This window comes from Acinetobacter gandensis (assembly GCF_001678755.1).
Classification (GTDB): Bacteria; Pseudomonadota; Gammaproteobacteria; order Pseudomonadales; family Moraxellaceae; genus Acinetobacter; species Acinetobacter gandensis.
In genome coordinates this window covers 189,712-211,302 of record NZ_LZDS01000029.1, presented here as the reverse complement: position 1 = coordinate 211,302, position 21,591 = coordinate 189,712, and the positions used below count along the sequence as shown (strand labels likewise).

General features: G+C 39.5%; 22 protein-coding genes. 16 read left to right on the top strand and 6 right to left on the bottom strand.

Going from position 1 to position 21,591, the window contains the following annotated elements; all coding sequences use genetic code 11:
• Positions 1-36: 36 nt before the first annotated feature.
• Complete coding sequence (locus A9J31_RS14565) at positions 37-1,200, top strand: MFS transporter (RefSeq protein WP_067767568.1); 1,164 nt, start codon at positions 37-39, stop codon at positions 1,198-1,200.
• Between the two features lie 58 nt (positions 1,201-1,258).
• Here the strand turns inward: A9J31_RS14565 and A9J31_RS14560 are convergent, their stop codons facing one another.
• Entirely contained in the window at positions 1,259-1,714 is a 456-nt protein-coding gene (locus A9J31_RS14560) for a DUF441 domain-containing protein (RefSeq protein WP_067767565.1), read from the bottom strand.
• 151 nt (positions 1,715-1,865) lie between these two features.
• Between A9J31_RS14560 and A9J31_RS14555 the strand changes: the two genes are divergently transcribed.
• Entirely contained in the window at positions 1,866-2,573 is a 708-nt protein-coding gene (locus A9J31_RS14555) for a pseudouridine synthase (protein ID WP_067767562.1), read from the top strand.
• A gap of 168 nt (positions 2,574-2,741) precedes the next feature.
• On the opposite strand, the gene A9J31_RS14550 is transcribed toward A9J31_RS14555, so the two are convergent.
• From A9J31_RS14550 to A9J31_RS14540, 3 genes are all read right to left on the bottom strand, one after another.
• Positions 2,742-3,185: a GNAT family N-acetyltransferase gene (locus tag A9J31_RS14550; RefSeq protein ID WP_067767559.1), complete on the bottom strand. Its 444-nt coding sequence runs from the start codon at positions 3,183-3,185 to the stop codon at positions 2,742-2,744.
• A 96-nt stretch (positions 3,186-3,281) separates the two neighbouring features.
• Positions 3,282-3,629, bottom strand: a complete 348-nt coding sequence (locus A9J31_RS14545) for a type II toxin-antitoxin system RelB/DinJ family antitoxin (protein ID WP_067767557.1) — start codon at positions 3,627-3,629, stop codon at positions 3,282-3,284.
• Between the two features lie 112 nt (positions 3,630-3,741).
• Positions 3,742-4,647 carry an RluA family pseudouridine synthase gene (locus tag A9J31_RS14540; RefSeq protein WP_067767554.1) on the bottom strand — a complete coding sequence of 302 codons (906 nt, stop codon included), beginning with the start codon at positions 4,645-4,647 and terminating at the stop codon, positions 3,742-3,744.
• A 132-nt stretch (positions 4,648-4,779) separates the two neighbouring features.
• Here A9J31_RS14540 and tsaE point away from each other — a divergent pair, with 132 nt between their 5' ends.
• From tsaE to hfq, 4 genes are all read left to right on the top strand, one after another.
• Complete coding sequence (tsaE, locus tag A9J31_RS14535; protein ID WP_067767630.1) at positions 4,780-5,259, top strand: tRNA (adenosine(37)-N6)-threonylcarbamoyltransferase complex ATPase subunit type 1 TsaE; 480 nt, start codon at positions 4,780-4,782, stop codon at positions 5,257-5,259.
• Positions 5,249-7,273, top strand: a complete 2,025-nt coding sequence (gene mutL, locus A9J31_RS14530; RefSeq protein ID WP_067767551.1) for a DNA mismatch repair endonuclease MutL — start codon at positions 5,249-5,251, stop codon at positions 7,271-7,273. The genes tsaE and mutL overlap by 11 nt, the downstream gene beginning before the upstream one ends.
• A gap of 6 nt (positions 7,274-7,279) precedes the next feature.
• Positions 7,280-8,224 (top strand): tRNA (adenosine(37)-N6)-dimethylallyltransferase MiaA, encoded by a 945-nt coding sequence (gene miaA / locus A9J31_RS14525; RefSeq protein ID WP_067767548.1) that lies wholly within the window; start codon positions 7,280-7,282, stop codon positions 8,222-8,224.
• Positions 8,225-8,316: 92 nt separating this feature from the next.
• Positions 8,317-8,832, top strand: coding sequence for an RNA chaperone Hfq (hfq, locus tag A9J31_RS14520; protein ID WP_067767545.1), 516 nt, complete (start codon positions 8,317-8,319; stop codon positions 8,830-8,832).
• 127 nt (positions 8,833-8,959) lie between these two features.
• On the opposite strand, the gene A9J31_RS14515 is transcribed toward hfq, so the two are convergent.
• Positions 8,960-10,267 (bottom strand): peptidylprolyl isomerase, encoded by a 1,308-nt coding sequence (locus A9J31_RS14515; RefSeq protein WP_067767542.1) that lies wholly within the window; start codon positions 10,265-10,267, stop codon positions 8,960-8,962.
• Complete coding sequence (locus A9J31_RS14510; RefSeq protein WP_067767627.1) at positions 10,267-12,738, bottom strand: LPS-assembly protein LptD; 2,472 nt, start codon at positions 12,736-12,738, stop codon at positions 10,267-10,269. The genes A9J31_RS14515 and A9J31_RS14510 overlap by 1 nt, the downstream gene beginning before the upstream one ends.
• A gap of 120 nt (positions 12,739-12,858) precedes the next feature.
• Here A9J31_RS14510 and A9J31_RS14505 point away from each other — a divergent pair, with 120 nt between their 5' ends.
• From A9J31_RS14505 to kdsB, 10 genes are all read left to right on the top strand, one after another.
• Positions 12,859-13,872, top strand: coding sequence for an aminoglycoside phosphotransferase family protein (locus A9J31_RS14505; protein ID WP_067767539.1), 1,014 nt, complete (start codon positions 12,859-12,861; stop codon positions 13,870-13,872).
• Complete coding sequence (murU, locus tag A9J31_RS14500) at positions 13,872-14,561, top strand: N-acetylmuramate alpha-1-phosphate uridylyltransferase MurU (RefSeq protein ID WP_067767536.1); 690 nt, start codon at positions 13,872-13,874, stop codon at positions 14,559-14,561. The genes A9J31_RS14505 and murU overlap by 1 nt, the downstream gene beginning before the upstream one ends.
• An 84-nt stretch (positions 14,562-14,645) precedes the next feature.
• Positions 14,646-15,278: a 16S rRNA (guanine(527)-N(7))-methyltransferase RsmG gene (gene rsmG, locus A9J31_RS14495; protein WP_067767533.1), complete on the top strand. Its 633-nt coding sequence runs from the start codon at positions 14,646-14,648 to the stop codon at positions 15,276-15,278.
• 24 nt (positions 15,279-15,302) lie between these two features.
• Positions 15,303-16,085 (top strand): ParA family protein, encoded by a 783-nt coding sequence (locus A9J31_RS14490; protein ID WP_067767530.1) that lies wholly within the window; start codon positions 15,303-15,305, stop codon positions 16,083-16,085.
• Entirely contained in the window at positions 16,082-16,969 is an 888-nt protein-coding gene (locus A9J31_RS14485; RefSeq protein WP_067767528.1) for a ParB/RepB/Spo0J family partition protein, read from the top strand. Before A9J31_RS14490 ends, A9J31_RS14485 begins: the two co-directional genes overlap by 4 nt.
• Positions 16,970-17,000: 31 nt before the next feature.
• Complete coding sequence (locus A9J31_RS14480) at positions 17,001-17,642, top strand: MotA/TolQ/ExbB proton channel family protein (RefSeq protein ID WP_067767524.1); 642 nt, start codon at positions 17,001-17,003, stop codon at positions 17,640-17,642.
• A gap of 14 nt (positions 17,643-17,656) precedes the next feature.
• Positions 17,657-18,079, top strand: coding sequence for an ExbD/TolR family protein (locus tag A9J31_RS14475; RefSeq protein WP_067767521.1), 423 nt, complete (start codon positions 17,657-17,659; stop codon positions 18,077-18,079).
• The gene (gene msbA, locus A9J31_RS14470; protein WP_067767517.1) at positions 18,079-19,806 is read left to right on the top strand and encodes a lipid A export permease/ATP-binding protein MsbA; all 1,728 of its coding nucleotides are present in this window, start codon (positions 18,079-18,081) and stop codon (positions 19,804-19,806) included. The genes A9J31_RS14475 and msbA overlap by 1 nt, the downstream gene beginning before the upstream one ends.
• Positions 19,807-19,809: 3 nt before the next feature.
• Positions 19,810-20,823: a tetraacyldisaccharide 4'-kinase gene (lpxK, locus tag A9J31_RS14465; RefSeq protein WP_067767514.1), complete on the top strand. Its 1,014-nt coding sequence runs from the start codon at positions 19,810-19,812 to the stop codon at positions 20,821-20,823.
• A 3-nt stretch (positions 20,824-20,826) separates the two neighbouring features.
• The gene (kdsB, locus tag A9J31_RS14460) at positions 20,827-21,588 is read left to right on the top strand and encodes a 3-deoxy-manno-octulosonate cytidylyltransferase (RefSeq protein WP_067767511.1); all 762 of its coding nucleotides are present in this window, start codon (positions 20,827-20,829) and stop codon (positions 21,586-21,588) included.
• Positions 21,589-21,591 lie beyond the last annotated feature (3 nt).

Below are 21,591 nucleotides of genomic sequence, written 5' to 3'. Positions count from 1 at the left end.
GCTGATTGGTAAGTTTACCGTGTTTGTTTGCTTACCATGAAATGGCTGTCTAAAGATCTCCTCATAATCATTGCTGGATTTGTTGCGGCAATGCATATTGGAAAATTACCACCTGCAATTCCAGTGCTCCAGCAACAGTTGGGGATCAGTCTCATTCAATCAGGTTTATTGCTGTCCTTGGTACAAGGCGCTGGAATGTGCTTTGCCTTGCTTATTGGTAGCTATACTCAAAGATTAGGCTTTAAGCGCTGTATTATGCTAGGTTTGGCATTATTAGTAGCTGCGAGTGCAATTGGTAGCTTTGCCCAAAGTGTAAGCCTGTTACTGATTTTACGGGTCATTGAAGGCTTTGGCTTTTTACTTGTGACTTTGACTGGCCCAGCATTTATTCGTCAGTTAGTTCCTTTAGAGCAAATCAGTAGCAAGATGGGGCTGTGGAGTTCTTACATGGGCGGCGGAATGGGGATTGCTTTATTGGTTGCACCATTTGTTATCGCGCAATTTGGTTGGCAAGCTGTATGGCTTAGTTTCGCAGGATTAACTTTTGTATTGATGCTGATTATTGCATGGCTCGTACCAAATCCAAGTCAGCAATTGGCCTCAGTTTCAGTCCTTACATTAATCAAGCATACACTCAAGCATCCTTCGGCCTGGTTGTTAGCACTTATTTTTGGTACTTATGCAGGGCAATGGTTTGCACTTGTTGGATTTTTACCGACAATTTATGTACAGAATAATATTTCTGCACAGTTGGCTGGAGCTTTAACAGCGAGTGTTGCTATTGCAAATGCCGTTGGCACATTTGGCTGTGGGTTGATGTTACAGCGAGGTTTTCAAGCTAAAACTTTAGTCCAAGTTGGATTTGGTGTTCTCATTTTATGTTCACTAAGTTTCTATCTTTTTAAAGATCAGTTGCCATTTATTCTGCAATATTTGAGCGTGTTTAGCTTTTCTTTATTCGGTGGATTGGTTGCAGCGATTGTCTTTGCACAGGCGATCCATTTTGCACCATATCAAGCTGCAATCAGTACGACAGTTGGTTTGGTTTTACAATGTTCAGCAATTTCTCAGTTCTTGTTACCTCCCGTGATAGCATTGACTGTAGATCAAACTCAGACTTGGGTTTGGGCGGGTGTCATTATGGCAAGTTTATCTGGAGTCGGTATTTTATTAAGTCGACGTTTATTTAAATCGTTATAAGGTCATTGCGGCAGATTGTAATTCTGCTGCATATCTATTCAGTGTGCTTTATTTAAAATTAAGGTTTAATCCCGATCAATAGGGACAAAATCCCAGCTGCAATCAATGGGCCAACAGGTACGCCACGCAGCATTGCGACACCTGCTACAGTTCCGATTAAAAGGCCAGCAACGATATCAGGTGAGTTTGACATAAGTTTAACACCACGGCCACCGAGCCATGCAACAAAGACACCAATTGCAATGGCCAAAATTGATTTCCAACTGAGAAAAGATTTTAGAATTGAATCCCCTGGAATTTTTCCGCTGGCGATAGGCGTTAAAACGCCAATGGTTAAAATAATAATGCCGATGTTTAGACCGTATTGCTGTAAGTACGGGAAAAATTCACTCAACGGTGTAATACGAAATACGATAAGTACACCAGCAGCGATAGTAATGGCTGTGTTGTGACTGAAAATACCGCATGCCAATAATACGATAAGCACGATTAAGTTTAAGTCTAATTGGGACATGTTGATTGGGGAGAGAAATTAAATTTGATCATTATTTTACCCCAATTTTATCGCTAGAAAGTTAAAGCATTCAACAATCGGTTCAAACAGCAACTTATCTAAGCTGAAACAAGGTAAAATGTCAGTCTGAAATTTCAATTGAGTTCCGTTTATGTTTTTGGAAAAAATGCTGCAGTCACAAGGTTTTGGTTCTCGTAAATATTGTCAGCAAATAATTAAAAACGGTGCGATTGAAATTAATTCGGAAGTGATAACCAATCCAAAACAAAAACTTGATTTAAAAGACTTAGTTTTTTCAGTGTATGGGCATGAATATACTTATCGGGAACATGTGTACATTGCATTAAATAAACCAAAAGGCTATGAGTGTTCGCATCAGGCTACACACCATTTTAGTGTATTTGAGCTTTTTGATGAGGTATTGCTAAATCGTGGCTTGCAATGTGTTGGGCGTCTTGATCAGGATACGACAGGGCTATTGCTATTAACAGATGATGGTCAATATTTGCAGGCACTTACACATCCAAAAAAGCATGTGCCCAAGGTTTATCAAATGCACACGGCGGATGCGGTGACGATGGCTCAAGTTGAGCAGTTAGAACACGGGGTAGAACTGCGGAATGAAAGCGGTGTGTTTGTAGCCACAGGTGTAAAAATATTGGCTGAACATCAATTGGAAATGACGGTACACCAAGGTGTATATCATCAGGTAAAACGTATGCTCGCCGCTGTTGGCAATAAAGTTGAACAGCTACATCGGGCGAAAGTAGGACAACTAAGCTTGGACGGCTTAGATGAAGGTGAATGGATGTATTTAACCGCCGAGCAAATTGAACAGTCCAAGTTTCGTGCTCTGTAATTTCAAAGTATCTGTCAATTTGAAAAGGGCTTTCTTATACAAATCTGATTTTTGGAATCATTTAAATAAGAAAGCCGATGCGGTATAAGGTTGATTTTATTTGGTAATTAGCTTACTAAAAGTAACTATAAGTCGTGTTTAAGAATTAAAAAATGTTGGTGAAAGAATTTAGCGAATAAAATAATGATAGGTTTGAAATTCATCATCTTTAACAAAGCCCATGGATTCATAAAGCTGATGTGAGTGATAATTATTTTTTTGTGTTTCAAGACTAATTCTTAATGCATTTTCATGCTGGGCAAATAATACCGCAGTATCGATGAGTTGGCGCGCAGAGCCTTGGCGACGAAAAACTGGGCTGACATAGACATCATCTAAAATATAATAAGTCGAGCAAGCAGCGGAAGAAAAACCTAAATACAGCAGAACAAAACCGGTAATCGTTTCATCTTTTAAACAAATAAAAATAACACTTTGATTATTTTCAAAACGTTGCTTTAAAAAATGCGAAGATAAATCGAGATTTGAAGATGAGCCATAAAATTGTCGATATTCATCGAAAAGAACAGCAAGGGGAATGAGATCTGCATCAGTGGCACGTCGAACAATCATTATTTATATACTCCATGCTATTTTTATAGTCTTGCATGAAGCATATCGAAATTTTGGAATTGGTTGATTTATAAATTGTTTATAAATGCGACAGTGTTAAGTTTTGTCACTTTCACCCAAAATGGCATTTAATTCTTCAAATAAATCTAAATGATCATCATCAAGCAAAGGATCATTTTTTAGAATTTCTAATTCAGCATGGCTAATCTCAGTGGTCGATAACGCCAGTGATTCTTGCTGTTTTAATTTACGTAATTTAATCAGCTGTTCAATATTGATATTTTGATTTTCAATAGAGAAGGGGATGGATTTAGTTAAAACCACCTGTTTGAAAAATAGGCGTACGGCTTGGGCAGGTGTAATCCCCAATTGTTTAAATACGGCAAATGCTTGCTTCTTTTCCTGAGAATCGAGGCGGATTTGGTAGACTTCAGTTTTTCTCATATTTTTAGAAAGCTTTAAATTACTTAACTTTTCGCATTTATTCTAATCAAAAATACTATAAATTCAATATTCTTTGGAAGTATTTTATCAATAAAATGTAATGACAACTAGATTACAGTGTCAATTCACGCGCAGAGCAGAAATGAAATGATTGCTGTGTCACAGGATCTATAAACTGTATTTCTTTCGCGAGCAGTTGCAAAGGGTGGCTGAAATCATCATCTGGTTTATGTGCAACCTGCGGATAAAATGGATCATTTTTAATTGGAATATTCAACGCGTTGAGATGTACCCGAAGTTGATGTTGTTTACCTGTATGTGGCTTTAATCTGTATTTTGCCCATTGCCCATGATATTCAATTAGTTCAATGTGGGTTTCGCTATTGGCTTCACCCGCCATGACTTGCATGGTATAGAAGGGTTTTCCTTTTTCCATACGTAGTTTAGTTGTCATTGGAAATGTGAGTTCACTTCGATAAGCCGCAATCGCATGATAGGTTTTTTGTACTTCACGGCTGGCAAACATTTGTTGATAGGCACCACGGGTTTCTACCCGCTTTGAAAAAAGCACCACGCCTGCTGTTTCACGATCCAAACGATGAATAGGGGTTAAACCTTCATTTTGTGTTTGATTTTTAAGGCGAACCAATAAGGTTTCTTGTACATATTGCCCTGTTGGACTCATGGTTAAAAAATGTGGTTTATCTACCACTAATAGGTGTTCATTTTCAAAGATGATTTGATGTTCAAAAGGAACATGGATTTCATGCGCTAAAAAACGATAGTAAAACACATGTGTATTTGCCATATATGGACTCTGAATATGCAGTTTTTCACCTGCAGCATCATAGACCAAACCATCTGCAAAGCGTTGTGTCCATTCATCAGCTGAAATGTGTTGAAATTGCTGACATAAATATTCAAAAACAGTTGCTGTAATTGCTTTGTTTGTGTCTAGAAAAACTTTGCTGGCACTAACGCCATTCATCATAGGTGGTGTGAAATTGTTGCTTTGCATCAAGAGCTTTTAAACTATCTGAGTGATGGTGGTTAGTTGTAGTGAAAAATGTCCAAAGCAAAGTGAGGACATATGATTTTCATGCAACGCGATGCTATCATATTTAATTCTTATGTACATGTTGTGAGTAATATGCAGTATTCATTCAGTTTGGACTTAAATAGTGAAGTCGATACCCAAAACTTAGCTACCGTACTGTCGACGCATTTTACCACGGGCGTGATTTACCTTATTGGTGACTTGGGGGCTGGTAAGACCACTTTAAGCCGTTATTTTTTACAGCAAATGGGTCATCAAGGCGCAGTCAAAAGTCCAACCTATACATTGGTTGAGCCTTACAATATTCAAGGTAAAGATATTTTTCATTTTGACTTGTATCGTTTAAATGACCCTTATGAACTTGAATTGATGGGTATTCGTGATTACTTAGAAACACCGAATGCACTTTTCTTATTTGAATGGCCTTCAAAAGGTGGAGACGAAATTCCAGCTGCCGATTTAGTGATAAATATTGAAAAATCAGAAGATGAAATGTCGCGTAGGGCGACATTAACATCATCATCTGAAACCTTGCAAAATGCTTTGGAGCAAAAATTCAACCATGCTGAATGACATCAGTGCCCGCCGAATTCGTACCCTTGATCCTGCTCTAGCCAACCAAATTGCTGCGGGTGAAGTGATTGAACGCCCTGCATCTGTGGTCAAAGAATTACTTGAAAATGCCATTGATGCAGGATCAACAGAATTAATTATTCGTGTTGAGCAAGGCGGTAGCACACTGATTGAAATTATTGACAATGGTCGGGGGATTCATCATGAAGACCTCCCTTTGGCCGTTATGCGTCATGCGACTAGTAAAATCCAAAGTGCAGAAGACTTACATGCGATTGTGAGTTTAGGCTTTCGTGGTGAAGCCTTGGCATCCATTGCTGCGGTATCACGGTTGACGTTGACTAGTAGTCAAAATGAAGATGGTGTTGGCTATCAGGTTGAAGTTAATGGTACTGCTTTTGATCATCAAGAGATTCAACCTGTTGCTGCACAAAGAGGCACAACGATTCGGGTACAGGATTTATTTTTTAATGTACCAGCACGTCGTAAATTTCTCAAAAAACAGGGCACTGAATTTGGACATATTGAAGAAATTGTCCGTCGTTTAGCGCTGACACACTTTGATATTCGTTTTGTTTTAGAGCACAACAATAGCATTAAATTAAATCTGCCTGTAGCAGATAGTGGGGCGTTACGTTTTCAGCGTGTACAACAGTTGTTAGGTCGTCAGTTTACCGAAAATGCGTACTGGATTGATGCAGATAGCGTCAACATGCGCTTAAGCGGTTGGCTAGGCCATCCCTCGGATGCACGCGCACAAGCCGATATGCAATATGTTTATGTAAATGGTCGTATTGTGAAAGACAAGACGGTTTCACATGCGCTACGCATGGCGTATGACGGTATTTTACATGGACATCAACATGCAGCGTACTTGCTGTTTATGGAGGTTGATCCTGAAAATATTGATGTAAACGTGCATCCAACCAAGCATGAAATTCGCTTTTTAAACCAACGTGAAGTCCATGAATTTGTGCGTCATTATGCTAAATCGACTTTAGCGCAATTCCAAACTGCGACAGCCGAACTTTCTAGTGCCATGAAGCTTGAACCCCAAGCTCAAGAAAATTTGATTGCGCAACCAAGGCATCAAGAACAATTTCAATTACATCAAAATATTGAAGCTGTAACACAAACTGCTGCAAATTTTGTTAATCCTGATAGTGCGGGTGGATTAACCGATTTTAGCTCACCCACTGGGGTGAATTATGCTGAATCGGCTGAACAAGTGGCTGCGTATGGCTATTCTGCTGCGCAACACCCATCTACAGGTTCAATAAATACAAATGGCTATGTTGCTTCATATAATGGATCAAAACAGCTAAATAACGCATTACAGAGCTATTTAGCACCCTTACGTCAAACATCAGATACGGCTATTGATGTCGAGCAGTCCATGCAAGCCCATATTCAACAGAAAGTGGATGAGCATCCGCTTGGTATTGCGATTGCGCAGCTGCACGGTATTTATATTCTGGCGCAGAATACTGAAGGTTTGATTATTGTTGATATGCATGCTGCACATGAGCGTATTGTATTGCAACAAATGAAAACAGCGTGGGATAAACCAGAATTTTGGACTTCACAACAATTGCTTATTCCTAAAGTAGTTAGCATTAGTCGTATGCAAGCCATGCGTGTAGATGAGCTGAAAGATCAATTAGCACGCTTAGGACTTGAAATTGATCAATATGGCGATGAGCAGGTGATCGTTCGTGGCGTACCTGCCATTTTACATAAGGCTGATTTTGATGCGTTGATTCCAGAATTATTAAATGATTTAGATCCAACTGATCAAGTGGCAGGATTGCTACAAAAACGTGACCAAATTTTAGCGGGTATGGCCTGTCATGGTGCTGTACGAGCACACCGTATTTTAAGCCTGTCTGAAATGAATGCATTATTACGTCAGATGGAACAAACCGAATTTGCCAGTCAATGTAACCATGGACGCCCAACTTGGCGTGCTTTCCCATTGGCTCAGCTTGATAAACTTTTTGCTCGAGGAGAGTAGTTGTACATGTCAAATCAATTGCCGGTCATCAATCTTATGGGACCAACTGCAAGTGGGAAAACCGCGCTGGCATGTGAACTCTTTGAGCGTGGAAATTTTGAATTAATATCCGTTGATTCAGCACTCGTTTATCAAGATATGGATATTGGTACAGCCAAGCCTACTAAAGCCGAGCTGGAGCAATATCCGCATCATTTAATTGATATTATTAGTCCTTTAGAAGTGTATTCGGCAGCCAATTTTGTTGAGGATGCATGTGTATTAATTGATGATATGCATGCTCGCGGTAAAACCCCAATTTTAGTTGGTGGGACGATGTTGTATTACAAGGCTTTACTTGAGGGATTGTCATCCAACTTACCCAGTGCTGATTACGCTGTGCGTGCAGAAATTGAAGAGAAAGGTGAGTGTGAGGGGTGGGATGCTGTTTATGCTGAATTGTGTAGTGTAGATCCCTTAGCAGGTGAAAAGTTTAAAGTCAGTGATAAGCAGCGTATTATTCGTGCGTTGGAAGTTTATAAATTGACCGGACAACCTATTACAAAATTACAAGCTGAACAGCCTAAAAATTTACCTTACCGTTACAATTTTCATAATTACGCTTTACTGCCTGACCGTTTAGAATTACACGGGCGGATAGCACAACGTTTAAAAATAATGTGGGAAATTGGATTTTTAAATGAAGTGAAAGGGCTAATTGAAAAATACGATTTAGATGAAAATTTGCCCGCTATGCGATCAGTTGGTTACCGTCAAGCATTAGATTTTTTAAGAAATAGTGATCTAAGTAGCGAAAAACAGCGTGAAATGGAGGATAAGGCTCTATTTGCGACACGACAACTTGCAAAACGTCAATATACTTGGTTAAGATCTTTGCAAGAAACGCATAAATTTACTACATATTTAACAGCGAAGCAGGCTCAAGAAGACTTGCGAAACTGCTACGGATAAAGCAAAATTTAGGGACTACCTTTTTGATAATTTTTAATTGAAAAATAAAGGTAGTTTTTGCGCTGATTTTTATTATTTTTTGGAGTTATAACATGTCTAAAGGTCAAACTTTACAAGATCCGTTCTTAAATTCTCTCCGTAAAGAACGTATTCCAGTTTCTATCTTTCTTGTAAATGGTATTAAATTGCAAGGTCATATTGAGTCATTTGACCAATATGTAGTTCTTTTGAAAAATACAGTAAGCCAAATGGTTTACAAACATGCGATTTCAACTGTAGTTCCTGCACGTAACCCACGTCCAGCTGGCGCTCCTGCTGGTGCACAAGGTGCAGCTGGCTTCGGTGGTCAACAAGGCGGCTTCGGTGGTCAACAAGGCGGCTTCGGCGGTCAACAAGGTGGCTTCGGTGGTCAACAAGGTGGCTTCGGTGGTCAAGGTGGTTTCGGTGGCCAAGGTGGCTTTGGTGGTCAAGGTGGCTTCGGTGCTCAAGGTGGCTTCGGTGCTCAAGGTGGCTTCGGTGCTCAAGGTGGCTTCGGTGGTCAAAATGCTGGTTTTGAAAGCGAAACTAAATTTGATGATGCTCAAGACGACGAAAACAACAATCGTTAATTGAGTCATTAAGAGCCTCCCGATCGGGAGGCTTTTTTTATTGTTAGAAATAATGACTAAAAATATTTTAAATTTTAGTAAAAATGAGACGTAATAAAACCAGCCTAGGCTGGTTTTATTTTATGTATTATTTCGATTTACGTTGTAGAGCAGGGTCTTTAATATCTACAAAAGCATTGTTTCGAATTTCACGTAACCAGCTGTCAAGCTCGGTATCAAATTGACGCTCACCTAAGAGTTGGCGCGCCATACGCTCTTGAACCTCTTGTGTCATGTCTTGTTGGCGTGTGTCAGTCACTTGTAGGATATGCCAACCAAACTGCGATTGAAATGGTTTGCTGATTTCGCCTTTAGGTGTTTCTTTCATTTTTGCTTCGAATTCAGGAACCATAACCCCAGGGCTCACCCAACCTAAGCTACCACCATTTGCCGCAGAACCAGGGTCATTTGAGAAAGTTGAGGCAATAACAGCAAAATCTTCACCTTTTTGTAGACGTGTGTATAAGCTGTCAATCATTTGCTTCGCATTTTCAGGGCTAACAACCTCTGATGGTTGAATTAAAATATGACGCGTTTGAAATTGCGGAACAATGGCTTTTTGATCTGATGCTTTGCGTTCAATTAATTTTAGAACATGAACACCATCGCGTACAGAAATCAATTCTGTCGTTTGTCCAACTTGTAATGGTGAAACACGCGCTGCAAGCTCGTCTGGAATATCAGATAAGCTACGGAAGCCCATATCTGCTGCATCTACTTTAGTATCTTTGGTGCTGAATTTAGTACTAATTGCTTTAGCATCATTGCTAGTTGCAAGTTCTTTACGTACATCCTCAGCAATTTTTACAGCATTTTCACCACCAGAAATACGAACGTGTAAGACGTGAACTTGATTGCCAAGCGCAGCTTGGCCTTGTGGTGAGCTTAAAAAGTTTTTAACGTCTTGATCACTAATTTGAATACGTGATGTCACAAGTTGTTGGCGTAGACGTTGCAGTGCAATATCTTCAGCAATACGAGCGCGTAACGAAGAGTAGGTGTTTGGTGCTATTGCATCTAGTTTTTGTTGAAATGCTTCAAGGCTTGCAGAACCTGAATCTTTTGCAACTTTTAAAACTGCTTCATTGAGAGATTTTTCATCTGCTTTTACGTTATAGCGTTTTACTTGTTCAAGTTGAGCTTGACGTGTAATAAGTTGTTCAAGTGCTTGTTGCTGTAAATATTCAATCGGAGGAACAGTCTGTTTTTTTGATTGAAGTTGATGTGTAATCTCTGCAATGCTTTGATCTAAATCACTACGTAAAATAACGCTATTATCTACAACAGCTACAATTTCATCTTTAGGTTGTGCATCAGCGAAAGTCGGCATTGAAGCAGAAAGACAAAGTGCTAATGCTGTTGCTTTAAAAATTTGTTTTAACTGTTCTGTCTTCATTAACGTTCTGTCCAAGATTGATTAATATTGTTAAAACCTAAAACACGGTTTTCAAGTAAAGAGGTTAATTTATTGTTGAATCCACCTAAACCTTTAAGTGTGAATTCAGCCATAATGGCACGTTTAGGTTTTACATCAGAAGATGTTACATCATCCAAATCATTAAAATATGAACGTCCGTATACTGAAACACCCCAACAGCATGATTCATAGTTCACACCCAATAGATATTCGCGCGCAATGCTATTGTCTAAATCGTATTGTGCATGCCCGATAATACGCCAGTTGTTATGGATGGGTTGAATAAATGAAGCAACTGCTTGGTCATAACTATCTTGACGGTTTGGAATGTCTTTGCGATAGAAATAACCGACGTTATAAAGATTACCTTTATCACCTGCATAATACATTTGGATATCGCGCTGAGCATTATCGCCATTTGCCATCCAAGCTGAATTCGCATTGACACTGATACGATCAGATAACTGGCTCGATAAGCTCACAACAGGGCCAGTGTGACGTTCGTTATCAAATTTGTCGGTGACATTGTTCAAAGTGACACGACGATCTTCAAAATAGAAGCTTTGACCTACGCTAGCTTTTAAGCGCTCCAAACCAACATCATCAAATATGCTGTAACTTAGGCCTAATGATGCAAAATTGTTGTCTTCTAGACGGTCATTTCCATAGAAACGACGTGGGCTAAACAACTGATCATAGTTAATAGATGCAGTAGTTGAATCAAAGTTAGGATTAGTTTCTTGGTTCTTATATGGTGAATAAGCATAGAAGAATCGTGGTGTTAAGGTTTGTAGGTATCGACCTTCACGTTCCATGACCAGGCCAGCATCAAGCGTAAACTGAGGAACTACGACAGATTTACTTTCATTAGACGAGCTAATGTTTTGTGCATTAACCGTATCTTGATCATAAATTGTGTTTACATTACGAATTGTGGCTTCTGGAATGACGAAAGACCAAGGTGTGCGGTAGTTATAGCGAACACTAAAATCATTGTAAATACGTGCACCGCTTGGCTCGTACATTGGTGATTCGTCATTGCTTACAGGGATATTGTTATTACGTAAGTTTTTCTTGAAATAAGCAGTATCGTTATTAAACTCATATTGTAAGCCTAGCGGATTACCAGTTTTGTAATTTAATAAAAATTGCGGTAAGCGCGCATATGGACGATCTTCATCGCTGACTGTTTTATCTAAAGTTTGGAAGTCCTCAACTTTAAGCTGTGCTTTTAAGCCGGGGATACCATTTTTATAATTAAGTTCCCATGCACGGCGTAAGTTTAGGTCAGTTTTTGAGTTTGGATTATTATTGAGATCTGAGAAATAGTCTTTATCGGATGCATAGTTGTATTCGAGATTTGTGCTGAATTGATCGTTAATTTTCCAGTTATGTAGAAAGTGTAAATCTTTACGATCTTGGTCGTCATATTTTTGGTCACCAGCTAAATAGCCACCAAAAATCATCCCCGAGCCAAAGTTTTTGCTGAGATAGCGGAATTCACCTTCAAGCATCGGGCCACGATCTGCGATATAGCGCGGTGTAACTGTGGCATCATAATTTGGTGCTAAGTTTAAATAAACTGGAACTGCAAGTTCAAAACCACCATCATTGGTAAAGCCAAAACTTGGGGTTAAAATACCTGTGGTTCGGCGATCATCAATCGGGAAATTGAAATATGGCACGGCCATCACAGGTACATCTTTTACGTATAAAGTTGTACCTTTGGTTTCACCGCGGCCAGTTTCTTGATTAAGTTTGATTTTATCCGCTTGGATTTTCCAAGTTGGCTTCTCATCCGGCGGGCAAGTTGTATATTCTGCGTTTTCTAATTCAAGTGTATCTGTTGAAGTGCGTGCGATTTTTTCTGCGCGACCATGTGCATGTTGTTCTTCTGCGATGAAGAAACTGTTATTTAAGTCGCCTTGTTGCGTTTTTAAGTTGTAGTCAATCGAATCGCTTTGTGAAATTAAACCAGACTGAGCCATTTGTACACGGCCTGTTGCATTTGCATAAGTCTGCGTTTTATCAATTTTGATTTGATCTGCACGTATTTGACGACCTTCTTGGTCAATCAGAACATTACCTTCAAGAATGGAATCGCCATTCGGGTCAAAATGACCATAGTCTGCGGTAATGGTAGAGGTTGCATCTTCTGGGGCAACAGCTTTGGTGGTTGGAGCTACAGGTGTAATCCATGTTCCAGTACAAAATGCAGAGCTAAGTTGATTGGTATTTCGGATTTGGGCTTCTGGGGCAGATTTATCAACATAATATTGTTCAAAGAACTGCTGACCCGGGTAGGCTTCGGCAATTGTCTGCTTCAACTGTTCAGTATCATCTTCCGTGGAAGCGGTAGAAACAGACGCTGCATAGCTTGGTAAAGAGCTACCACAAAGAAGGGTTAAGATCGCAGTCGCTAAAGGATTGAATTTAAACTGTTGCTTCATTTGTCTCATTAACCAAGTATGCTTAATCGCAATTAATTATTGTCGCATCATAGAGAAAAAGTTGATAAGTAGCTACACTTAGCACTTTAAAAACTCAGCCTGTATTAGAATTTATCGCAAATGAATACACAACGTGAACAATTGATACAAACATGGATTTCATCTGTACTTGGTTCAGATCAATTTGAAATTAACTTTCTAGCAGGCGATGCAAGTTTCCGTCGTTATGCACGAATCAAATTGAATAATAAAACATTTATGCTGATGGATGCACCACCAGAAAAAGAAGATTGTGTGCCTTTTGTGACGATTGATGAATTTTTTGATGCGAATGGCGTTCGTGTACCCCATATTGTGGCAAAAGATCTAGAGCAAGGCTTTTTATTGCTGGAAGATTTTGGTGATGTTTTACTGTCGACATTGCTCAATGATCAAACAGTAGACGCACATTACGCACAAAGTTTTAAACAGTTGATTCAATTACAGTCAATTGATGGTGTAAACCACTTTCCAGAATATGCCTATGAAAAGCTGATTTCTGAAATGGAGCTTTTAACTGATTGGTTATTGCCTTCATTACAAATTCAACTAACTATCGAAGAGTCAGCTTTAATTAAGCGTACCTTTGCGATTTTAGCCAATGCTGCCTTGGCACAACCACAAGTCATCGTGCATCGTGATTTCCATAGTCGTAATTTAATGATGCTCGATGGTGAGCAAGATCAAGGTGTCATTGATTTCCAAGATGCAGTGATTGGTGCGGATACTTATGACCTTATTTCAATCACTCGAGACGCTTATGTGCAGTGGAATGCTGAGCGTGTATATGGTTGGTTTAAAGTGTTTTATGACTTGTTACCTGCGTCGGCAAAAGAAGGTCGTGACTTTGAACAATTTAAACAAGATGCTGACCTGATGGCGATTCAACGTCATATCAAGATTTTGGGTATTTTTGTTCGTTTGTTTGAGCGTGATGGTAAATCAGGCTACTTGAAAGATTTACCTCGTGTGATGTGGTATTTACTTGAAGAAAGTAAGCCGTATGCAGAACTACAACCATTTATTCAGTTTATTCAAGCTAAAGTATTGCCGAAATTTGAAGCCAAATACGGTAGTTACGAGGTTGTTGCATAATGAAAGCCATGATTTTAGCGGCGGGTCTAGGCAACCGGATGCGTCCTTTAACCTTATATAAGCCAAAGCCTTTGCTTGAAGTGGGTGGAAAACCACTGATTGTTTGGCATATTGAAAAACTCAAAAAAATTGGCGTGACTGAAATTATTATCAATTCTGCTTGGCTAGCCGATGTGTTGATTGGCGCCTTAGGCGATGGTTCTCAATTTGGCGTTACTATTCGCTGGACACGTGAAGCAGAAGGTTTAGAAACAGCAGGTGGCATTATTAATGCTTTACCTTTGCTTGGGACAGAGCCATTTATTTTGGTGAATGGTGATGTTTGGACAACTTTTGATTTTTCATCCTTACTGAATGTGAACTTAGGTGCAGATCTTGCACATCTTGTTTTTGTGACTAATCCTGCTCAACATCCCAAAGGCGATTTTATCTTGGCAAATGGGCGTAGTTATACCTTTGAGCAAGGACAACAAGGTGAGGCACTGACTTATAGTGGCGTAGCGGTCATTAACCCAAAAATGTTTGATGGTTTGGATGCAGGAAAACGACCTTTAGCTCCATTATTAAAAGATGCGATGCTAGATGGAAAAATTTCTGCAGAAAAAATGCAAGCAGCTTGGGTAGATGTTGGCACACCTGAGCGATTAAGTGATCTAGATCTACAGATTCGTCAGGGCATGTACGCTTAAGTGCATATTCGCTAAGCGTTAGCTACTGTTCCACGGCTTAGAAATCGGTATACTTCAGTTAATTTTTATTGAGATGTCTTCTTTATGCATCCTTTTTTTCAAGACTTAAAGCAAGGTAGTCAAAAGCTTGGCTTAGATTTGAGTGAAGAAGCATTAAATCTATTGCTGAAATATCAAGATGCCTTAGTGCTGTGGAACAAAGCCTATAACTTGACCGCAATTCGTGATCCAAAAGAAATGTTGGTGAAGCATTTGCTGGATAGTTTGAGTATTTTGAACGACTTGCCAGCAGGCCGTTTACTCGATATTGGTACAGGTGGAGGTATGCCAGGCATGATCATTGCACTGTGTCAGCCAGATCGTGAATGTGTACTATTAGATGCGAACGGAAAAAAAATTCGATTCTTAAAGCAATTTATTGCAGACCTAAAACTAAAAAATGTCATTGCAGTTCAAACACGTGTTGAGAATGAAGACAGCATCAATGAACTAGGGCAATTTGATGTGATTACCAGTCGTGCTTTTGCTTCATTGACTGATTTTGTAGATGCATCTAAACCGTATATGCATGAGCAAAGTATTATTGCTTCAATGAAAGGTTTAATCCCAGAAGAAGAAGTTGAAACACTGAAAAGTGAGTTCAAAATTGATATCGTTGCGTTAAAAGTTCCACGATTGGATGAACAACGCCATTTAATTTTCTTAAAACGTATTTAAATTTTTCAAAGGACTGGGGTTACCATGGCTCAAATTATTGCGATTGCAAACCAAAAGGGTGGCGTAGGTAAAACCACAACTGCAGTGAATTTGGCTGCGTCATTGGCCGTATTAAAAAAACGCGTATTACTTGTAGATATGGATTCGCAAGGTAATGCCACGATGGGGTCGGGCATTCAAAAGAACGACTTATTGTACTCAGTGACGGATGTACTTTTGGGTGAAGTACCCATTGAAACTGCAATTCATAAAGCTGAAGTGGGTTATAAAGTTCTAGGTGCAAACCGTGATTTAGCAGGTGTGGAACTTGCGATTGCTGACCAAGATGGACGTGAGTTTATTTTACGTGAGGCCTTGGCAACGGTAGAAAAAGATTTTGACTACATTATTGTAGATTGTGCGCCAAGTTTAAGTTTAATTACAGTCAATGCTTTAGCAGCGGTACGCGGTGTGCTTATTCCAATGCAATGTGAATATTATGCATTGGAAGGTTTAGCAGATTTGACGCAAACCATTGATCGTATTCAACAAGCATTGAATCCAGATCTAGAGATCGTGGGTGTATTACGTACGATGTATGATGCGCGTAATGCTTTGACTCGTGATGTTTCTGCAGAATTAGAACAATATTTTGGCAAAAAACTTTATGAAACTGTAGTGCCACGTAATATTCGTCTAGCGGAAGCGCCTGCACACGGTTTGCCTGTAATTTATTTTGAAAAAAGCTCAAAGGGTGCAGTTGCTTACTTGAACTTGGCAGCTGAGATGTTAAAAAAAACCAAAGTGAAAAAAGGAAGTAAAGCATGACCGTAAAAAAACGTGGACTGGCTAAAGGTCGTGGTTTAGATGCCTTACTTGGTTCGATCCAAAAAGAAAAACTACAGTTAGAAGCCAAAGCATTAGATCATGGTCAGTTGAAGCAAATTGATGTTCACTTATTAAAGCGCGGTGAATATCAACCACGCCGCTTTATTAAAGAACAAGATCTTCAAGAACTTGCGGCTTCAATTGAAAAGCATGGAGTCATGCAGCCGATCGTGATTCGTCCTGTTGAAGACGAAAAACATCCCTATGAAATTATTGCAGGTGAACGTCGCTGGCGTGCTGCGCAACTTGCTGGACTAACAGAAGTTCCTGCAATTGTGCGTGATCTTTCAGATCAAGTTGCAATTGCATTAGCACTGATTGAGAACATTCAACGTCAAGACCTGAACCCAATTGATCAAGCCATGGCATTACAACGTTTCCATGATGAGTTTGGTTTAAGTCACCAAGAAATTGCGGATACAGTAGGTAAAGCTCGTACCACGATCAGTAATTTATTGCGTTTACTTTCATTGGCAGAACCAGTGAAAGATTTTATGCAGCAAGGCTTACTTGATATGGGGCATGCACGTGCAATTTTGACCTTGAAAGCCAAAGACCAATTAAAAGTCGCTGAAATGGTCATTGAAAAAAGCATGTCCGTGCGTCAAACCGAACAGTATGTTCGTGACTTAAATGCACCGAAACAACCTAAAGCAAAAGTAAATGTTTCGTCAGACATACAGCAACTTACACAACGACTTTCAGATCGTTTTAGTGCTGAAGTAAAAATTGATCATAATAAACAAGGTAAGGGTAAGCTTGTGATTAGCTACCATAATCTTGAAGAACTCGACGGCATTCTAAATATTTGTTTGGCTGAATAATTTTACAGTCTATTTACTTGGGGAAAATCAAATGTGGGAATTAGTCAAAGCGGGTGGGTGGTTAATGATCCCACTCGTGATTTGTTCAATCTTTACTGTTGCCATTACCATTGAGCGTTTTATTCGCTTAAAAAAATCAATGGTTTTACCATCATCTTTATATATGAAGGCCAATTCTTCTGTGAAAGATGTGGTTCAGCACATGGAGCAAAGTAAAGACTTGCAACAGAGTACGTTAGGTCGTGTTTTGACTGCAGGTTATGCAAGTAAAAATCAATCTGAGCAATACGCACGTGCCCAAATGGAAGTGACCGCATCTCAAGAAATTGGTTATCTTGAAAAAAACATTAACTTTTTGGGAACTTTAAGTGCGGTTGCTCCGTTGTTGGGTTTGCTGGGTACTGTCATTGGTATTATTGAAGCGTTTTTGATGATTGATATTGGAACCAATAGTGATCCAGTATTGATGATGCCGGGTATTTCTAAAGCATTAATTACAACAGCTGCAGGTATGTTGATTGCCGTGCCTGCATTATTTGCACATCGTTATTTCCAGCGTTTGGTTCAAGAATATGTTGCTGAACTTGAGCAGCAATCGACTTTGTTTCATGCCGCTTTGTTCTATAAAAAAGCCCCTGAAGTCGAAAGTCAGGACATTCAGAAAGCCAGCTGAATGGAGGCGGAAAAATGAAATTTAAACGCCGTCAGGTTGAAGATATTCATATCAACCTCACTCCGATGATTGATTGCTTGATGTTTATTTTGGTGTTTTTATTACTTTCGACAACCTTTAATCAGATGAGTCGAATGAATTTAACACTTCCGGATGCACAAGGTGTTCCACCAAAACAATATGATCAAAAAGTTGAAGTGGTGGTGGATTCTACAGGGCATTACTCGGTCAACGGGCAATCCTTGGCAAGTAAGGAAGTTTCAGATTTAAATACGGCAATTAAACAGATATCGAATGATCGTCGTGATTTAATGTTTGTGATTGCTGCTGATGCGAAAGCCACGCATCAGGATGTGATTCGCGTGATGGATGTTGCAGGGCAGTTAGGCTTTGTAAATATTAACATCAGTACCAAAGTACCAACTCGAGGTTATTAGTGAAGCACGATTTTAAGGTCTACCTACGCCTATTAAGTTATTTAAAACCTTTTTGGGCAATAGGCTTACTTGTTTTGCTTGGTTTCAGTATTAATGCTGCGACGGAAGTTTCTGTCGCAAAATTATTGGAACGCATTATTGAAGCTATACAAAACAAAGATCAAAGCTTTACAACCTTATTTCCACTCTTGGTGGTTTTATTGATGTTCTTCCGTGGACTCGGTTTGTTCATGGGTGGATATTTTACCGCAGTGATTTCTCGAAACTTAATCTTTAATATTCGTCAGCAAGTCTTCGCTAAGTTGATGCGTTTGCCTTCACAATATTATTTAGACAATTCGAGCGGTCATATCACTGCAAAAATTATGTATAACGTTGAACAATTGACGGCAGCATCGTCTGAGTCGCTAAAAACCATTGTACAACAGGGTCTTATTACCATCGCACTGTTGGGCTATTTGCTATATACCAACTGGCGACTAACTTTATGTATTTTAATTTTTGGCCCAATCATTGGTTTAATTATACGTAAAGCCTCGAAACGCATGCGTAAATTATCTATGCAAGTGCAAAGTACTATGGGGGATGTGAACCATGTGGTACAGGAAACAGTTCAAGGTAATTTGGTGGTGAAAGGCTTTGCAGGCCAAGATTATGAGCAAAACCGTTTTCACGAAAGCTCGATGGAAAATTTACGCCGTGGCCTGAAAATGGTGGTAGTACAGCAGCTCAATAGTCCAATTGTTCAGCTGATCATGTCTATTGCGCTCAGTATTGTCATGTATATCGCTTTACGCCCAGAAATTTTGCAGGACACTTCAGCTGGTGAGTTTGTTGCCTATATTACAGCGGCAGGTATGTTGAGCAAGCCGATTAAAACATTGACGGATGTTAACGAAAAGCTTCAACGTGGTATGGCTGCAGCATATTCGGTATTTGAATTGCTGGATATGCCAGAAGAAGCCAATAACGGCACATTAAAACCAGTGTTGAAAGGTGATGTTGAATTTAAGAATGTAAATTTAATCTATGCAGATGGTCATCATGCAATTCATGATTTTAACCTAAAGGTGAATGCAGGTGAAACTGTTGCATTGGTTGGGCGTTCTGGTGCAGGCAAAACTTCACTGGTGAACTTATTGGTGCGCTACCAAGATGTTACTTCTGGTCAGTTACTGTTAGATCAACATGATATTAATGATCTCGAATTAAATAGCCTGCGCACCCAAATTTCGATGGTGAATCAGCAAGTTGTCTTATTTAACCGCACAGTTCGTGAAAATATTGCCTATGGCCAGTTAGAGCATGCGACAGATGAACAGGTCATCGCCGCAGCGAAAGCTGCTTTTGCCCATGATTTTATTATGGATCTACCACAAGGTTATGACACGCCATTAGGTGCGCAAGGCCTGAATTTATCAGGTGGTCAGCGACAACGTATTGCGATTGCACGCGCAATTTTGAAAAATGCACCAATTCTAATTTTGGATGAGGCAACAAGTGCCCTGGATAACGAGTCAGAATATTATATTCAGCAAGCATTTGATGCGGCGATGCAAGATCGAACAACAATCGTGATTGCTCATCGCTTATCTACTATTGAAAATGCTGATCGTATTGTGGTGATGGATAAAGGGCGTATTATTGAACAAGGTACGCATGCTGAATTAATCGCGCAGCAAGGTGCCTACTTTCAACTTCATCAGCGTAATTTTGAGGAAAACTAAGCCATGTCACTTGCACAAATGATTCAGGATGCTTGGAATGAACAGGCAAAGTGGCTCATTGTGTTTAGACCTTTGTCATGGATTTATCGTGGTGGTTTTTTACTCAATAAAAAACTTTATAAAATAGGTGCAAAATCTAGTTATACCGCACCTATTCCAGTTATGGTTATTGGAAATATTACTGTTGGTGGTAGTGGTAAAACACCATTACTTATTCATTTGGTGAGTTATCTAAATAGCTTAGACATCAAAGTTGGTGTGATCAGCCGCGGTTATGGTGGTAAAGGGCCTTTTCCAGCTTATGTGGATCTAAATGCTACAGCTGAAACAGTAGGTGATGAACCTGCATTGATAGTCCAGTCCACAGATGTACCGATGGCGGTTGGTTCAAATCGTCAGCAAAGTATTGAGTTGTTACTGTCTAAACATCAGCTTGATCTAATTATTTGTGATGATGGGCTTCAACATTGGGCCTTAGCACGACAGTTAGAATGGATTGTTCTAGATAATAACCGTGGTTTAGGCAATGAAAAGCTATTGCCTGAAGGTTATTTACGCGAACCTAAAAAGCGCCTAGAAACGGGTACGGTGATTGAGCATTCCTCAAATCCTCAAACAGATTTAAATATGCATTTAGAGTCTTCACAGCCATATTTATTGAATAAAGATCTAGATACTGTATTCGATCCAAATAAAGATTTTTATGCGGTAGTTGGAATAGGATTTCCCCAGCGTTTTTATAATACTTTAGAAAAGATGGGGATACAGCATTTCCAATGTCATGAGTTTCCTGATCATTACGAATATGAATTAGACGACCTGCAATTTGAAGATGCAAATCCAATCATTACCACTGAAAAAGATGCTGTCAAACTATTGGCAATATTGAAAAAAAATCCAAATTTTAAACGAGAAATATGGGTTGTCCCAGTGGATGCGGTACTTTCACCTGCATGCTATGAAACTCTACATCAGCAGTTAAAGCAACTGGGTTTAAAACTTCCTGAAGGCATTTGATTTATGAAACATATTGTTATTCCTGCACGCTTTTCAAGTTCACGTTTACCAGGTAAGCCTTTACTTGAAATTCATGGTCGTCCAATGATTCTACGGGTAGTCGATCAAGCGAAGAAAGTAGCAGGATTTGATGATCTTTGTGTGGCAACAGATGATGAGCGTATTGCTACTGTTTGTCGTGCGGAAGGCGTAGATGTTGTGATGACATCGGCTGAGCATCCATCGGGTACCGATCGTTTAAGTGAAGTTGCTCGAATTAAAGGTTGGGCAAATGAAGACATCATTGTTAATGTGCAAGGTGATGAGCCACTACTTCCAGCGTTGTTGGTAAAACAGGTTGCGCAATTACTTGAAGATCAACCTGAATCTTCAATGTCTACATTGTGTGAGCCTATTCATAGCTTGGATGAGTTTCAGCGTGACAGCATTGTAAAAGTGGTAATGTCTAAACATAATCAAGCTTTGTACTTCAGTCGTGCGACTATCCCTTATGATCGTGATGGTGCTAAACAAGCTGAACAGCAATTGCATAATCAAGCTTATCGCCATTTAGGTTTGTATGCATATCGTGTGAAACTCTTACAAGAGTATGTGACATGGGATATGGGTGTATTAGAAAAATTAGAAAGTCTTGAACAACTACGTGTACTTGAAAATGGTCATCGTATTGCCATTGCAATAGCAGAAGCAAATTTACCACCGGGTGTGGATACACAAGCTGATCTTGATCGTTTGAATCAGATGGATGTTTCAAACTTCGAATAAGGT

What these genes read in the sequence shown, in the direction of transcription:
- A9J31_RS14510 (WP_067767627.1), bottom strand. Translation starts at nt 12,738, where the DNA reads ATGAAGCAACAGTTTAAATTCAATCCTTTAGCGACTGCGATCTTAACC.
- A9J31_RS14475 (WP_067767521.1), top strand. Translation starts at nt 17,657, where the DNA reads ATGAAATTTAAACGCCGTCAGGTTGAAGATATTCATATCAACCTCACT.
- A9J31_RS14540 (WP_067767554.1), bottom strand. Translation starts at nt 4,647, where the DNA reads ATGCAAAGCAACAATTTCACACCACCTATGATGAATGGCGTTAGTGCC.
- A9J31_RS14505 (WP_067767539.1), top strand. Translation starts at nt 12,859, where the DNA reads ATGAATACACAACGTGAACAATTGATACAAACATGGATTTCATCTGTA.
- murU (WP_067767536.1), top strand. Translation starts at nt 13,872, where the DNA reads ATGAAAGCCATGATTTTAGCGGCGGGTCTAGGCAACCGGATGCGTCCT.
- kdsB (WP_067767511.1), top strand. Translation starts at nt 20,827, where the DNA reads ATGAAACATATTGTTATTCCTGCACGCTTTTCAAGTTCACGTTTACCA.
- A9J31_RS14550 (WP_067767559.1), bottom strand. Translation starts at nt 3,185, where the DNA reads ATGATTGTTCGACGTGCCACTGATGCAGATCTCATTCCCCTTGCTGTT.
- miaA (WP_067767548.1), top strand. Translation starts at nt 7,280, where the DNA reads ATGTCAAATCAATTGCCGGTCATCAATCTTATGGGACCAACTGCAAGT.
- hfq (WP_067767545.1), top strand. Translation starts at nt 8,317, where the DNA reads ATGTCTAAAGGTCAAACTTTACAAGATCCGTTCTTAAATTCTCTCCGT.
- A9J31_RS14480 (WP_067767524.1), top strand. Translation starts at nt 17,001, where the DNA reads ATGTGGGAATTAGTCAAAGCGGGTGGGTGGTTAATGATCCCACTCGTG.
- A9J31_RS14560 (WP_067767565.1), bottom strand. Translation starts at nt 1,714, where the DNA reads ATGTCCCAATTAGACTTAAACTTAATCGTGCTTATCGTATTATTGGCA.
- A9J31_RS14490 (WP_067767530.1), top strand. Translation starts at nt 15,303, where the DNA reads ATGGCTCAAATTATTGCGATTGCAAACCAAAAGGGTGGCGTAGGTAAA.
- lpxK (WP_067767514.1), top strand. Translation starts at nt 19,810, where the DNA reads ATGTCACTTGCACAAATGATTCAGGATGCTTGGAATGAACAGGCAAAG.
- mutL (WP_067767551.1), top strand. Translation starts at nt 5,249, where the DNA reads ATGCTGAATGACATCAGTGCCCGCCGAATTCGTACCCTTGATCCTGCT.
- rsmG (WP_067767533.1), top strand. Translation starts at nt 14,646, where the DNA reads ATGCATCCTTTTTTTCAAGACTTAAAGCAAGGTAGTCAAAAGCTTGGC.
- A9J31_RS14565 (WP_067767568.1), top strand. Translation starts at nt 37, where the DNA reads ATGAAATGGCTGTCTAAAGATCTCCTCATAATCATTGCTGGATTTGTT.
- A9J31_RS14545 (WP_067767557.1), bottom strand. Translation starts at nt 3,629, where the DNA reads ATGAGAAAAACTGAAGTCTACCAAATCCGCCTCGATTCTCAGGAAAAG.
- A9J31_RS14555 (WP_067767562.1), top strand. Translation starts at nt 1,866, where the DNA reads ATGTTTTTGGAAAAAATGCTGCAGTCACAAGGTTTTGGTTCTCGTAAA.
- A9J31_RS14515 (WP_067767542.1), bottom strand. Translation starts at nt 10,267, where the DNA reads ATGAAGACAGAACAGTTAAAACAAATTTTTAAAGCAACAGCATTAGCA.
- A9J31_RS14485 (WP_067767528.1), top strand. Translation starts at nt 16,082, where the DNA reads ATGACCGTAAAAAAACGTGGACTGGCTAAAGGTCGTGGTTTAGATGCC.
- tsaE (WP_067767630.1), top strand. Translation starts at nt 4,780, where the DNA reads ATGCAGTATTCATTCAGTTTGGACTTAAATAGTGAAGTCGATACCCAA.